At 44.2% G+C, this 15240-nt stretch carries 12 protein-coding genes; 8 read left to right on the top strand and 4 right to left on the bottom strand.

Going from position 1 to position 15240, the window contains the following annotated elements:
• Window positions 1-10: 10 nt before the first annotated feature.
• Window positions 11-1807: a hypothetical protein gene (locus tag J0L83_02470; protein MBN8663408.1), complete on the bottom strand. Its 1797-nt coding sequence runs from the start codon at window positions 1805-1807 to the stop codon at window positions 11-13.
• A 3-nt stretch (window positions 1808-1810) separates the two neighbouring features.
• Complete coding sequence (locus tag J0L83_02465) at window positions 1811-4840, bottom strand: tetratricopeptide repeat protein (GenBank protein MBN8663407.1); 3030 nt, start codon at window positions 4838-4840, stop codon at window positions 1811-1813.
• Between the two features lie 156 nt (window positions 4841-4996).
• Here J0L83_02465 and J0L83_02460 point away from each other — a divergent pair, with 156 nt between their 5' ends.
• Entirely contained in the window at window positions 4997-5410 is a 414-nt protein-coding gene (locus J0L83_02460) for an acyl-CoA thioesterase (GenBank protein ID MBN8663406.1), read from the top strand.
• Here the strand turns inward: J0L83_02460 and J0L83_02455 are convergent.
• Window positions 5407-5838: a hypothetical protein gene (locus J0L83_02455; protein MBN8663405.1), complete on the bottom strand. Its 432-nt coding sequence runs from the start codon at window positions 5836-5838 to the stop codon at window positions 5407-5409. The two genes, J0L83_02460 and J0L83_02455, sit on opposite strands and share 4 nt — an antisense overlap.
• A gap of 24 nt (window positions 5839-5862) precedes the next feature.
• Window positions 5863-7245, bottom strand: coding sequence for a D-alanyl-D-alanine carboxypeptidase/D-alanyl-D-alanine-endopeptidase (gene dacB, locus J0L83_02450; GenBank protein MBN8663404.1), 1383 nt, complete (start codon window positions 7243-7245; stop codon window positions 5863-5865).
• Between the two features lie 34 nt (window positions 7246-7279).
• Here dacB and J0L83_02445 point away from each other — a divergent pair, with 34 nt between their 5' ends.
• The 7 genes from J0L83_02445 (at window position 7280) to J0L83_02415 (ending at window position 15168) form a co-directional block, all read left to right on the top strand.
• Window positions 7280-8536 (top strand): competence/damage-inducible protein A, encoded by a 1257-nt coding sequence (locus J0L83_02445; GenBank protein ID MBN8663403.1) that lies wholly within the window; start codon window positions 7280-7282, stop codon window positions 8534-8536.
• 328 nt (window positions 8537-8864) lie between these two features.
• Window positions 8865-10430, top strand: coding sequence for a 2-oxo acid dehydrogenase subunit E2 (locus J0L83_02440; protein ID MBN8663402.1), 1566 nt, complete (start codon window positions 8865-8867; stop codon window positions 10428-10430).
• Window positions 10431-10481: 51 nt separating this feature from the next.
• Window positions 10482-11189, top strand: coding sequence for a DUF2490 domain-containing protein (locus tag J0L83_02435; protein ID MBN8663401.1), 708 nt, complete (start codon window positions 10482-10484; stop codon window positions 11187-11189).
• Between the two features lie 95 nt (window positions 11190-11284).
• Entirely contained in the window at window positions 11285-12004 is a 720-nt protein-coding gene (locus tag J0L83_02430; protein ID MBN8663400.1) for a hypothetical protein, read from the top strand.
• Between the two features lie 66 nt (window positions 12005-12070).
• Window positions 12071-12745, top strand: coding sequence for an SIMPL domain-containing protein (locus J0L83_02425; protein MBN8663399.1), 675 nt, complete (start codon window positions 12071-12073; stop codon window positions 12743-12745).
• A gap of 148 nt (window positions 12746-12893) precedes the next feature.
• Window positions 12894-14615: a gamma-glutamyltransferase gene (ggt, locus tag J0L83_02420; GenBank protein ID MBN8663398.1), complete on the top strand. Its 1722-nt coding sequence runs from the start codon at window positions 12894-12896 to the stop codon at window positions 14613-14615.
• 10 nt (window positions 14616-14625) lie between these two features.
• Entirely contained in the window at window positions 14626-15168 is a 543-nt protein-coding gene (locus J0L83_02415) for a DUF1572 family protein (protein ID MBN8663397.1), read from the top strand.
• The last annotated feature ends 72 nt before the right edge of the window (window positions 15169-15240 follow it).

The raw sequence follows: 15240 nt of genomic DNA, 5'->3' as shown, positions 1-15240 counted from the left end.
GCCGGGAGTTTTACCGGAACGAATATACAACACCTCCGAGAACATTGAAGCCCAATACTTCATATTGATTCCAGCGCTGGTAGCGGCTATTGAGCATATTGTTCATTTGCAGCCATACAGACAGCTTGGGCTTTACCTTGAATTCCAGCCCCAGATTCACATCTGTGGCAAAAGACTGCTTTCTATTCTCCCCTGTTGCTGTCTGGTAAAATGCCCCATCGAAAAAGAAAGCATCTGCTTTTACATGCAGGTCTTTCAACACCTGCCAGCGCAGATTACCATTCACCTCAAAAGGTAACAGACCAAAAGCTTTAGGAGCTGTTATTCTTGTAAACTGCTGGTATTGCATGGCTGCGCCGATATTGAATTTCTCCTGTACACGGTAGTTCAGTTCTGCCTTCAGACGTAGTACATCCATACTACCATCGTACAAAACGCGGAAATCTTTGCGGCCCAAGCCATCGTTCACAAACAACGGCTGATTGTACAAACGCAGAAAAGCCAATTGCGCATTATAGGTCAAGTGCTTGCCAGTAGAACCTTTGAAACCGGCATACTGCTCCATGATACGCGTATTGCGCAGCTCATTGACCACTTCAGACCAGATAAAAGGATTGAAATTGGCCAATGAACGGTAGGTATTCTTTTGATAATAACCTTTCCATCCGGCCATCGCCACCAGTTGATCGCCCTTAATGCTAGCTTCAGCTGTAATATCCGGTAGTAAATAAAATTGTCCATTATCCCAGCTGGGTACAAAACCCAGATGTAGTTTCAGGGTATTGGTAGCCAACAATAATGCAGGATCAATGTAATAAAGGTTATTGCCCAGATTTTTCAACGCATTATTGGTGAGGCGGGTAATATCTGCCACAGCATTGAAATCGAAACTGATGAATTTGCTCAGCTTTTTTTGAAAAGGTGCTTTCAGCACCACATCAAATTCTCTTGCAGCGCGATTATCACTGAAATAGCTAAAACTGAATTGGGGTTTATACAGAAAGCCATTCTCCCCTGCTTCTTTATTTTGCAAACCCAGTTCTATACCGGTTGTATTGAACGACTGCTTCAAATCCGTATCTACAAAATTCAGGCTGTTTGGCAGAAAACCATATTTGTACTGAATCTGGTTATTCCAGAAAGCACGGGTAGTCCACTCATGCTTATCCGCAGAACGGAATATACCGGTGAAGGATAAATTTGTCTTGCTGAAACGCTGAAAAGGCAACTGACCTTTAGAGCCTACATGACCGGCGTTGATATTCCATGTTTCTTTTTGTCCGTCACCAAATGCAAAAGCAGCATCCACAAAAGGCGTACTGTAATTACCATACCCCGCTTTGATGTACTGATGATTCTCCCATTTCATTGCTGAATCCGGATCCATGGCCAAAGGCTTGATGGGCACAGGCTGATAGGAGAAAAACAAGTTCTGTGCAGGTACTTTATAAGCTAATGGAATTCTGGTTGTATCCTGTACCGCACTGGCAGCTGTAAAATTGATCTTAGCTGCAGAACGAAGCGATGGCTTAAATGCAGAAGTAATCGTTACCACTCTGGAAGCTGCAGTATCCTTACTTAACTCAAGCGCTGTTGTGACAGGATCAACCGCTTTAGGCTTATCAGTACTTGCTTTTTTCTTAGACGAAGTCTTCTTACTACCCTTTTGCGTCTTGGCAGTGGTTTTCTTTTTGCTACTCTGACTAGTCTTTGCTTTTTGCTTCTTGCTGCGCTTTTGCGCTTCAACAGGCGACAGCATCAATAGTAGCGCTGCGAGTAAAAAGCATATATATGGAATGCGTTGCATGGCTTATTGGGTTACTTTGTTAACTCTGTTCTTTTCTTCTACTACCATTCCCAGCTTCTGGGTGGCTTCTTGTTTCAATTCATCTATCGAGGCATTTTCAGCTACACTCTTATAAGTAGCTTCAGCATTGAACAGGTCTTTTTGTTTGAAATACACATCGCCTAACAGAATATAGCTTCTGGTAACCCAGAAAGCATAAGAACCATTTTTCTTGATCACTTCGAATGCTGCTTTTTCCGCTTCAGCATAGCTACCCCGCTGGTATAATAACTCTGCCAAACGATAAGAAGCTTCTGCTGCATATTCTGAACGGCCTAAAGCAACCACAGCTTTGTAGGCATTGGCTGCTTCATTAGGCTGACTATTCAACTGATAATTCTTAGCCAAAACCATATTGGCCATCATACGATCATCTGTAGCAGCACCTTTCTCTAACAACAACTCTGCAGCATTGGTAGCAGCATTGTTCCATTGTTGCGCTTTATACTGACAACGCAGTAAACCACGCATGGCTTCTAATTTATTCTCCTGCTGTGTGGCAATGGTTTTCAACTGCGCAAAATATTTTTCTGCAGCAGCGAAATCCTTCAAATCAAAATAGGCAATACGGGCAGCCTGTAAAGCACTGCGCTCCGCATATCGATTGGGTGCTTTGGCAGATACCTGCTGGTACAATGGAAATGCAGATTGTGGTTGTTTATTGAACACTGCAATCTCCGCTGCAAAATAAGCTGCTTCAATCTGGTATTTACCTTCAGGAAAGCGCTTGAGGTAATCTGTAAAACCGCCTTCTGCACTTGCAAAATCTTTGGCCTCATAGCGCAGCATCGCTGATTTATAGGTGAGTGAATCTTCCTCGCTAAAGGAAACAGCTTTACCATTCTGGCGCATGAAGCTGACGAAGTCACCGGGCTGTTGTTTCTCCACAAAAATATTGCGGATATATTCCACAGCTTCATCACTCTCTTGTGCATTGGGGTATTCCTTCACCAATTGCTGAAACTGCGTAAGTGATTCATCATTTTTATCGAGATTGAAATAAGCCACCCCCAATTTCAAATAAGCCTGCGGTTTCAAAGCAGCAGCTTTACCATTCTTGATCACTCGCTGCAAAGGATTGATGGCTTCGTTAAAGCGCTCATCAGCCAAATGTGTATTGGCTATTTCCAATTGCGCATCAGGCACCAGATCAGAAGTAGGAAAACGAGATTCCACAGATTGCAGCAAACTCAGTTTTTCTAGCGGTTTATTCAAAGCGCCTGCAATAATGGCTTTTTGAAACAAAGCGTAATCAGCACCTTTCTGGTTCAAAGCCAATATCTCATCATACATTTTTGCCGAGCGCTTGTAATCCTTGTTCATGAAATAACAATCCGCCAGACGCAGATACGCATCCTGCTCTAATGCTGTTGCATTGTAAGTAAGATTAGCTGCTACTTGATCAAAGAAACCGGCTGCAGCCTTGTAACTTTCCTTTTTCAGCAAACAATAACCCACAGCATATTTTGCATTTACAGGATTTACCTCACCACTTATTTGCGGATTAGCCAGATAGCGCATAAAGTATTCCAAAGCTTCTTCTGTTTTGCCGTTGCGATAGGCTAACTCACCTTTCCAGAATAAAGTAAATGGCAATTGCTGATTATTATAAGGCAGCTCCAATACCTTATCCAGTAATGGTGCTGCATCTGTTAAACGCTGATCGTTGATCAACTCTACTGCCCTGCCATACAAGATACCCGGATGCAGTTTACGCACATCTTCACCGGGATTAGTCAGCTGCTCAAATCGCACCAATGCATCTTTGTAATTGCTTGTTTTGGCTAAAGCGGCGATCTCCAATTCTCTGGCTTCGTTGATAAAGCTGGATGCAGGATACAGTTTCAAAAACTCCTGAAAGCTTTTCAAAGCCACATCCATATAGCCCAACTCATAAGATAGCTTGGCATAGGAGAATGTAGAAATTTCTTTCTGCGATGGATTGCTGTTATTAGAAGCACAAAACAGAAAAGCGTTCCTGGCATTGGCTTTATCCCCTGTCTTCAAATAGGCATCCGCCAGTAAATACATAGAATTTTGTCCGAGCGAATCTTCCTTACCACCAATTTGCTTCAGGCCTTCAATGGCTTTAGCCCAACTCTTGGCTTCGTAATAGCAATAAGCCAGTTCATACAAATCTTCACGGCGCACTTTATCCTGCTTCTGTACATACTGTTCTAAAAAAGGCAGGGCTTGTGGATACATGCGTTTTTCAAAATACATGTGCCCCATCAACTGGCGAAGTTGAAGATCGTAGTATTGTCCGCCTGCACGCAGCGACTGATCCACATAAGCAATGGCTTCATCCCGCCTGCCGGTGAAGTAATAAATCTCAGCAATATAGAATGGAACGATGGTCGTATATGGTGCAGATTTCTCTGCTATTCTAAAACCCTGTAAGGCTGCATCATAATCCTTATCACTGAATGCAATAAATGCATAATAATAATTGGCTTCCGGATAATTGGGATCCTTCGGTAATTGTCGAACTGTATTCAACAATGGCTTGGCCTTATCAAACTGCAATTGCGCGAAATAAGCATAGCCCTGGTGAAACTTCATATCAGCAATCTGCCGATTGGTGAGGTTACCAATACCTGCTTTCTCATAGGCTTCCAATGCTTCTGCATACTGCTTATTGCGGTAATAATATTCACCCAGTTCATAGGCCATCATTTCTTTTCTGGGTAGATTTTTCTCCTGCACCAAAAAATCTTTGGCCAAAGGCTCAGCTGCTGCGTCTTGCAGTTTCAATCCGCTGATGATATAATAATACTTCACCTCTTCTGCAGTGGTAATAGGCATTGTACTCTGCGGTATGCCATTATTGTACATGCTGCGAAAGACAGGCCAAGCGAGGCTGTATTGTTCTTTTTGAAAGAGTTCTCTTGCCTGTTTGAATCTGGCATCAGGATCGTTGTACTGCAGAGTGGACTGTGCAGTGACACTACCAGTGCATAGTAACAGGAGACCAATCGTCAGGAATTGCTTCATGAGTTGAGGGTAGGTATTTGGGCAAATATTTGGCTTTCTTTCTTAAGGAAAAGCAAAACCAGTTAAAGTTACTGTTAGCACTCCGTGAATATTGAGCAGGCGTGCATTTGTGGAAAAACATCCCACCCCGCTAACTTTGTCAACAAAGCAAGCAAGATGTTCCAACACGAGACGAAGATTCGCGTTCGATATGCAGAGACTGATCAGATGGATGTAGTATATCACGGCAATTATGCCCAATACTTTGAAGTAGGCAGAGCAGAAAGCATTCGCCAACTGGGATTCACTTATAAAGACATGGAAGCGATGGGTGTGGTGATGCCGATTGTGGAGTGGCATGCCAAATACCTTCGCCCTGCTCATTATGATGAACTGCTCACCATCAGAACCATCTTAAAAGAACTTCCTGATGATCAACGGATAGAATTTCATCAGGAAGTATATAATGAATCGGAAAAACTCTTAACAGTTGGCAGAGTAGTACTTTATTTCATTGATGCTGCGACCAAACAGAAAACCGGCATGCCGGATGTTTTGAAGGCAAAGCTCCTGCCCTATTTCATTGCTTAAACACGATTATAGTCGGCACGCCATTCCTGAACAGCCTGCTTAATTTGTTTATTGGATAATTTTTCCTGAATAGCACGCTCAGCCAATGCAGGTAATTCTGCATCCGATGCAAAACGCAGCGCAATAATCTGACTCAAGCGCAGACCACTTGGAAGCGGCTTGCCTGTTAAAATAAAATGTCTAAAATTTTCTTCAGCACGAATGGCTCTATCCTGCGCTTTCAAAGCAAATGCACGAATGTACCAGAAGAAAGCGCCCATCACGAGTAATATGCAGCAAATTAAAGCAGCGCTATAATGTACTTCAGGCGCAGCATGATATAAGTTCACAAATGAACCAATTAAGGTTGCAAGTAGTAAAGCGAATGTGTAAAAATGCCATCCGCGAACCAGACGGGTGTGGTTCTGAAAATTCTGTGCTTTTTTCATATGCAGTGTTTGCGATGAAGATAATTACTTTAATACATCCAGCACTGCAAACATCTTGCGCGTAATGGCTGATGCGCTGCCGTTGTAATTATTGACTAGAAATGAAATCAGGTAAGTGGTTCCTGAAACATTGGTATAATACCCACAATAGGCTTTAGCACCTTGTATCGTACCACTTTTCAATTGCATTTGATTATTGATGGGAAAGGACTGCAAATAAGCCGAAAACCAGGTTTGCCTGCTTGCAAATTCTAATGCGGCAATTTGTGCATAAGCTGTATTTCTGTTCAATGGCGAGAGTCCGCTCCCATCCACCATGCGTAACGCATTGGGATCAATACCCCGCTCCTGCCAGTATTTGCGCATCCATTGCACACCTGCATCTGTACTACCGATACCATTTTTTTGTTGAGCCAATGTTTTCAGCAAAGCTTCTCCATAGAGATTGATACTTTTCTGCATAAACCAATACACAAGACTATCCATGTTTGGCGATGCATAAGCGTGCAACAACACCCCATCTTGCTTTGCACTCGTGGTCGTATTGTTATTAAATGCTATGCCTGCAGCTTGTAGATTACGCTCCAGTGTTTGTGCTAATACAGAAAAAGGATTGGGCATCGCCCCAGCTATCGTGAAACTGTTGACACCAGCGGGGATGGTGCCTTCTGCAAAACCATGCGTTGCATAAGGTGGCGAATAGATATAGCCATTGTCGCCACTACCCGGCTTACCCGTAGTAATACGATTTTGGAATTGCAAATAAGGAATCATTGGCTCCATGCGCCATGCCTTGAGACTATCTCCTGCTTTGTCACCAGGCACCATGATGAGATCAAATTGATTTTCACGCCAATTGATTCCCCAAGACCCCGCACCATAATAATTACCCATATCATCCCATATCCATCCACCAGGTAATGGTTGCTGACTAAACCCGTTTTGATTGACTTTAATTTGTCCACGCACTTCCCTGATACCGGCATTTTTCAAAGCATTTGTCCAGGCAGACAAATCCTGCTGTGCTTTTGTTTGCGCATATCGCCAACTGCCAAAGCTGGGATCGCCGGAGCCTTGGATAATTAAATCGCCATACAAAACACCTTTATTCACTTGCCCATCATACAAAAGCGAGGTATTGTATTGAAAGCCCACCCCCAACTGATCCAAGGCCGCTGCTGCTGTAAAGATTTTCTGCGTGCTGGCCGGTGCCAGTCCGATAGACCCATTCCAATCAATCAGCACTTTGCTGGTTTGCAACTCCTTTACTACCAATCCCGCTTGTCCATACCGCATTTGTTCATCTGCCATAAAGCGCCGCATGGCCTGTTCCAGCTCCGTTTCTTTTTGCGCAAGCGCGAAAAAGGGCAGAAATAAAATAAGCAAGCGCGAACAGGCCTTCATCATAACTGTTTTACTTTCGCTCAAATTAGCCAAAAGCATGGAAAAAGTTTTTGCATCGGTGATCACGATTGGGGATGAACTGCTGATTGGACAGGTGATTGATACCAACAGCGCCTGGATTGCTCAGGAATTGAACAAGCAGGGCGTTCTTGTAAGGCATCGTGTGGCTGTAGGTGATGTGTGGCAGGATATCTGGGATGCGCTGGATGCAGAACAAGATGAGGCCGATATTATCCTGATTACAGGTGGTTTAGGCCCAACAGCTGACGATATCACCAAGCCTTTATTGTGTGAATACTTTGGCGGCAAGATGGTGATGCACCAACCTACTTTGGACCATGTAACCAATATTTTTGAGAACATCCTGAAGCGCCCGATGATTGAGCGTAACCGCAAACAAGCCGAAGTGCCGGACACCTGCACCGTCTTAATAAATGAGCGAGGTACAGCCCCAGGCATGTTGTTCGAAAAGAATGGCAAGATCTTTATCTCTATGCCAGGCGTTCCACATGAGATGAAATGGATTATGCATAACCATGTGCTACCGCTGATTCAGGAAAAATACCAAGCCGGATATGTTGCGCACAGAACCCTGCTGACAGCCGGCGTAGGCGAATCATTTCTAGCAGAAAGAATCAAGGATGTGGAAGCTATCCTGCCTGCTGAACTCAAACTAGCTTACCTGCCTAACTACGGGATGGTACGTTTAAGACTAAGCGGCTGGTCTGTAAATAAAGTTGAATTAGATAGGCTTATTGACCATCATTTTCAACAACTTAAGGATGCAGTACATGATGTGCTAATCACTGATCATGACGAACCGGTGGAGGTGGTTATCGGAAAACTATTAAAGGCTAAAGGCCAGACAGTGTCTACTGCCGAAAGCTGCACCGGCGGTTATATTGCCCACCTGTTGACCAGTGTTGCCGGCTCATCTGATTACTACATGGGTAGCGTGGTGAGTTATGCATACGATTTGAAAGAACAACTCCTAGGAGTAGATCACGAAGAAATGGCCCAGCATGGTGCTGTAAGTGAGAAGGTAGTTACCCAGATGGTAAAGGGGGCTTTGGCAAACATGAAAACAGATTATGCAGTAGCAGTAAGCGGTATTATGGGGCCCGGTGGCGGCTTACCCGATAAACCAGTGGGCACTGTTTGGATGGCAGTTGCCAGCAAGGAAAAAGTAATGGCCAAAAAAATGCATTTTCGATTCGATAGAAAAAGGAATATTGAATTAACAGCTACCCAAGCTTTGTTATACTTGAGAGAGTTGATTGTGGATAAGACCTGAACAATTTTCCACAGCATTCTTCTACATTTGTTCATTAGTAAGTGGCTGTGTGCATTTTAGTTGATTGTCAGTGAGATAAATTATGTCTGCTGAACTATTGAAAATGAAGATTTTCAAATAGCCTGCTGCATAAAAACATACTGAGATTGCTTGTGATACAGCCGGTAGTATTGGATGGATTAGCGGGTACATCACCCATAAAAACAGCACGTTAGCTATGGCAATTGCTGAACTGGTAATGCCCAAACTGGGCGAAAGCATTATGGAGGCGACCATTCTGAAATGGCACAAGAAAGTGGGCGACTCCGTTCAACTCGAAGAGACTGTATTGGATATTGCAACAGATAAGGTAGACAGTGAGGTTCCCTCTACTGCCGCAGGTGTCATTACCGAAATTCTCTACAACGTAAACGATGTGGTACCTATTGGTGCTGTTATCGCACGTATTGAGACAGGTGGTGCCGTTGCAACACCAGCAGCACCTGTAGCCGCAGCAGCTCCACAACCTGCACCTGCGCCGGCTCCTCAGCCACAACCACAGCCCGTTTATTCCGCACCCACCCCGCCGCCAGCGCCTGTAGAACCTGAAACTGTTCCTTATGTGCCTACCAACACACCTGTTGTTCCTGGCAATAACCGTTTCTACTCACCATTGGTATTAAACATCGCCAACAGCGAAGGCATCAGCTTGAGCGAACTGGAAAGAATTCCCGGTACCGGTGCTGAAGGTCGTGTTACCAAGAAAGATGTGCTGCAGTATGTTGCTGACAAACGCGCTGGCAAAGTACCTGCGTTTGTGGCACCACAGCCTGCACCAACTGCAGCACCTGCATATACACCTGCTCCAGAACCTACGCCTGTGGCACAGCCTGTTGCTGCTCCTGCTCCAGCGCCTGTAGCCATGCCTGAGCCAGAGCCTGTATACACAGCTCCTGCAGCACCAGTTTACACAACTGAACCGCAGCCTACGCCAGAACCAGTTGCCGCACCCATTCAGCCAACGCCAAGATTTGCACCTGCTCCACAGCCAGTAGCGCCAGCACCTCAGCCCGCTCCTGTTCAGCAAGTGATTAGTCCGGCCCCTGCACAAACTGCACCACAGGTGATTACAACCACTGCAGCCGGTACGCCACCGCCTGTATTCTCTTCTGGTGCAACAGAAATCATTGAGATGGATCGTATGCGTAAGCTAATCGCCAATCACATGGTGATGAGCAAGCAGACTAGTCCGCACGTGACTTCTTTCGTTGAAGCAGACGTGACCAATATGGTGAACTGGCGCAACCGAATCAAAGAGAAGTTTGAAACACTGGAAGGCGGCAAACTTACTTTCACACCGATGTTCATTGAAGCTATTGTGAAAGTGATGAAGCGTTACCCCATGATCAATGCATCTGTAGAGGGCGATAAGATTATTCTAAAGAAAGACATCAATATCGGTATGGCTACTGCCCTGCCAACAGGTAACCTCATCGTTCCTGTTATCAAGAGTGCAGATCAGCTGAACCTACTTGGTTTGAGCCGCTGGGTAAACCATCTGGCCGACTCAGCCCGCAATAACAAACTGAAGCCTGATGATACGCAAGGTGGCACATTCACGCTCACCAATGTGGGTACATTCGGCAGCTTGATGGGCACACCTATTATCAACCAGCCCCAAGTGGCTATTCTGGCTGTAGGTGCCATTAAGAAGCGTCCTGTGGTCATTGAAACCGACAAGGGTGATTTCATTGGTATCCGTCATATGATGTACCTCAGCATGAGCTATGATCATCGAATCGTAGATGGTAGCATTGGCGCACAATTCCTCACAGACGTGGCTAAGGAATTTGAAGCCTGGGATGTGAACCGTGAGATCGTTGTGGAATCAATTAACAGAATCGCTGTTATTTAAAACCTGATTTTATATTTACTTGCAAGGTGCTCCGCAGAGAGCACCTTTTTTATGCGAAAACTGCTACTCACTATACTAATTTTTGTTTGCGTTGCATTTCAACTGCATGCCCAAACCGATGCCTTAGGTAGTTGGAATGTCATCAACCTGAAATACACACACAACAACAAATGGAGTGGTTTTGGCGAAGCACAATTGCGCTCCCTGCGTTTTTACAATAACTACCACTATTATGAGTGGAAACTGGGCATCACCTATCGACTCAGCGATCAATTTGCATTTACATTGGGGGGCGGCGATTACAACACCTATGCAGAAGGCGGCAATTTCAAAACACCTATGAACAATGATGAAACCCGTCTATGGCAGCAATTGGTGATGCAACAACAATTGAAACGGCTTCGATTCGAGCATCGCTATAGAGCTGAACAAAGATTTACCAGTGATGGTTATCGTAACAGATTCAGGTATCGCCTGAATGTATCCTTGCCTTTATCTACTACGAATAAGCAAGCGCCAACAATCAGTGCATACAATGAACTCTTCTTTACAGATCGCGCGCCTTATTTCGAGCGCAATCGTGTGTTTATTGGTATCAGTAAGAGTATTAGTTCCAATGTGAGTATCCAGACCGGCTATCTCTCACAGTTTGATTATCGAATCAATGATGAGACAGGAAGAAACTTCTTTTTGATAGGTTTACAATTTGATCTGGAAAGAACCAAGGGCAGCAAAAAAGCAGCCGGGGCTGTTGACTAACGCCTAAGCCAGTTATGCATTTTCACATACTGTTGATAAACAAAACTGCATTAGCTCGAACTGCTGCAGTAAATTATGTGTGAAAATCAGCCGCTATGAAAACACTGTCTCAAACCTGGTTTGCCGATGGATACATTGATTTTGAACTGAAGAAGTATACGCTTCTCGCCTATTTGCAAGAAATCAATCGTCATTTTAACGAACAGAAATTATACCCACAACTGGCCGATTTAATCTTCCATTACAATAACCTTATTGCATTCAAAGAGAATAAACAATATCTGCAGGAGCAATTCCCGAAAAAATTTACGGGCATGCAACTGGAGAAATTGCAACTCTTGTATGAATCCATGATTGAGGATGATGAGCTGATGCAAGAACTCGAATCAATTATTCATTTTGCAACAGACAGAATGAAGCAAAGCATTCATGACGGCACGGAGATTTACGAGTTTGTGGAAGACAAATTGCAAATAGCACCGGTAGGCATCATACCATTAGACCATCAGGAAGGGTATTTTATGCTTTGTGAGGGTAAAGCCCACAATACCTGGGTTTACCAATACCGCTTAAGTATTTTCGAAAAACACGATGCACAATACAGAAGCATGCGTACAGAGTTTGTGGATGTTTGGCAACGCAACTTTGTGAACACGTTTGAAAACATCAAAGCTGAATTGATTCGTAACAGAACGGCTATCCCCAATCCAGCTGTATATGCTATTGAAACCAGTTTCAGTTTCCCAATAGAAGAAACCCTTTTGCCGATTGCAAAAAGAAGTCTGGTAAGATACATCACACAGCAAGCTGCATAGTATTCGTCCTTTTTTATACGCGCTTAGTGATCAATTCCTGTATCTTCGGAATGCAATTACCAATCCATGAAACCAATTCTGCTGCTGGTCTATGGCTTTTTGCTAACGATTACTGCTTTTTCACAAAGCAATGCTTTCATTGAAGTAACCGGAAGCGCTGATTCACTTGTGCTACCCAACCAGATTTATCTGCGCTTTGGTATAACCGAAAAAGAAAGCAGAACAAAAGTCCAATTAGAAGAAATAGAGCTCAAGGTCATTAGCGGACTAAGAAGTATTGGCGTTGATCCAGAGATACAATTATCCATTCAGGACCAGCTCAATAATATCCGCCAGTACGCATTAAAAAAGAATGATGGCTCTCCAAGAGAATACATGCTGAAACTATACGATAGTAAAACCCTTGTTTCTACACTCAACTTATTGGACAACCTGGGCATACAAAATGTACGCATGGATAGATTAGAACATTATGAGGCACCCATTGTACGCAGTATTTTGAGTATGCGCGCTTTGGAAAACGCCCGGCAAAAAGCCGCCAAACTTGCAACCATTGGTGGCCAGCAATTAGGTAGTGTTTTAAGCATTATAGAAGAACCTGTTCAATCCGATACATTGTTTGCTAAAGATGCGCAAATGAATATGCGCCTTAGAAAATCTGAAAGCAATACAGAAAACATCATTGATTTGCAGCGCATACAGATCACGAGCAGATTACGTGTAAAATTCCAGTTACAATAAAAGTGCCCGGATATCATCCAGGCACTACCCCAAGCTGCTGTTAACCAATAAAGGTTGACAATGGAGATACGTATTTTCTCTGCCAATGGTTTGCGAAACCACATTTTCTTCTATTGAATTGCTATCTTGGCAAGATCAATCGCTTTCCATGAAAAGATTTTCGCTTCAGCTTTTACTGCTCCTGGCTATCATCAGCAGCAACGCACAGGATAAATTCCGTTTTGCTTATCCCGGTGGTCCGGTTGACCCCTACAAATACGAGATTGTCAAATCAGCCGTGTACAGCAAAGCGGCTGTCAGTAGCGCGCATCCTATTGCAAGTAAAGTGGGTGCAGAGATCATGCGCATGGGTGGCAATGCTTTTGATGCGGCAATTGCTACACAATGGGCACTGGCAGTTGTGTATCCCGGTGCTGGTAATATTGGCGGTGGTGGTTTTCTGCTTGCGCGAAAAGCCAATGGAGAACTGGTTGGTATTGATTATCGCGAAGCTGCGCCCGGCAAAGCCCATAGAGATATGTATTTAGATGCTAACGGCAATGCACAAATCAATCTCTCTCAAAACGGTCATTTAGCTTCCGGTATACCGGGCACAGTTGCCGGATTAGAAGCCACCATGGCACATGCCAAATTGAAATGGGAAAACCTCATTCAACCTGCGATTGATCTTGCAGAATTTGGATTTGTACTTTCAGATCGGGAAGCGAATAGCCTAAATACAACCAGAGATGCATTCTTAAAAAACAGCACCAAGCCCACCGCTTTTGTTAAGCCAAATATGCGTTGGAGAGCTGGCGATACCTTGGTACAAAAAGAATTGGCTGCAACACTGCGTCGTATTCAGTTATTGGGCGCCAAGGGCTTTTATGAAGGTCAGACAGCAGAACTCATTGTTGCAGAAATGGAACGAGGTAAAGGCCTGATTAGCTTAGACGACTTGAAGAATTACAAAGCCAAATTGCGCACCCCAATCAGCTTCGACTACAAGGGACATCAAATAATCAGTTTTGCACCACCCAGCAGCGGTGGAATTCTGTTGGCACAAATGATGAAAATGGTGCAAAATTATCCGCTGAGCGATTGGGGCTTCCATCATCCAAAAACTGTACAGCTCATGATTGAAGCTGAACGAAGAGCTTATGCCGACAGAGCAGAACACATGGGCGATCCTGATTTCTGGAAAGTACCTGTAAAAACCCTGATTAGTGATGCCTATGTAGCTGAACGCATGAAAGACTACACACCTGATAAAGCTGGTGTGAGCAGCCAGGTAAAAGCAGGCTTCGCTCCACAAAGTGAAGAAACCACACACCTCAGCGTGATGGATAAGGATGGTAATATGGTTGCAGTAACCACTACGCTCAATGGCGGCTATGGTTCCAGAACTGTGGTAGGTGGCGCTGGCTTTATCCTCAATAATGAAATGGATGATTTTAGCATAAAACCGGGCGTTCCCAACATGTATGGTGCTGTTGGTGGAGAAGCAAATGCCATCGCTCCAGGTAAAAGAATGCTTAGCTCCATGACGCCAAGTCTTGTGGTAAAAGACGGCAAGCCACTAATCGTTGTAGGTACTCCTGGTGGCACCACTATCCCAACATCGGTTTACCAAACCATATTAAACATCATTGATTTCAACATGAGTGCATTGGATGCGGTGAACAAACCCAAGTTCCACCACCAATGGTTACCAGATGAAGTCTATGTTGAAAGAGATTTTCCTGAAGCAACAAGGGCTGCATTAACAGCAATGGGTTACAAGCTTGTAGAGCGAAGTGCTATTGGCAGAACAGAAGTAATTAAAGTTGTTAATGGAAAAAAAGAAACAGCAGCCGACAAACGTGGCGATGACAGTGTTGCCGGCTATTAAAAATTTGACTATGACACTTGCACAAGGTTTTCTCAAGGATAGCATTAAACGATTTAAAGCGTATAAAGAGCTTGGCGACAAAACATTTGATCAGTTAGCAGATGCAGACTTCTTTTTCCGTCCCTCACCTGAAAGCAATAGTATTGCGATTATCATACAGCACATGTATGGCAATATGATGAGTCGCTGGACCAATTTCCTAACGGAGGATGGCGAGAAATCCTGGCGCAAGCGCGATGCTGAATTTGAGGCCATGGACTGCACCAAAGCTGATCTGCTGAGTTTCTGGAATACAGGCTGGCAGGTTGTTTTCAATACACTGGAAAGCCTGCAAGAGGCGGATTTGATGAAAACAGTCACCATTCGTGCAGAACCGCATCTGGTATATGACGTAATACTGCGTCAGCTGGCACATTACCCCTATCATATTGGCCAGATACTGTATATCGGCAAAATCATTCGGGACAAGGATTGGAAAAGCCTGAGTATACCTAAAGGAGGCAGCGATGCCTATCTCCAGCAAATGCAGGCACAGTTTCAACAAAAACCCTGACCCGGGCTGTTAAAATTTCGCTGTTTAACGTGTAAGCCGGCTGATTTTACTGTGGGAAAAGCATCTTTGGTA

This window comes from Chitinophagales bacterium (genome assembly GCA_017303835.1).
GTDB lineage: Bacteria > Bacteroidota > Bacteroidia > Chitinophagales > Chitinophagaceae > JAFLBI01.
This window is presented reverse-complemented; position numbering and strand designations above follow the sequence as displayed.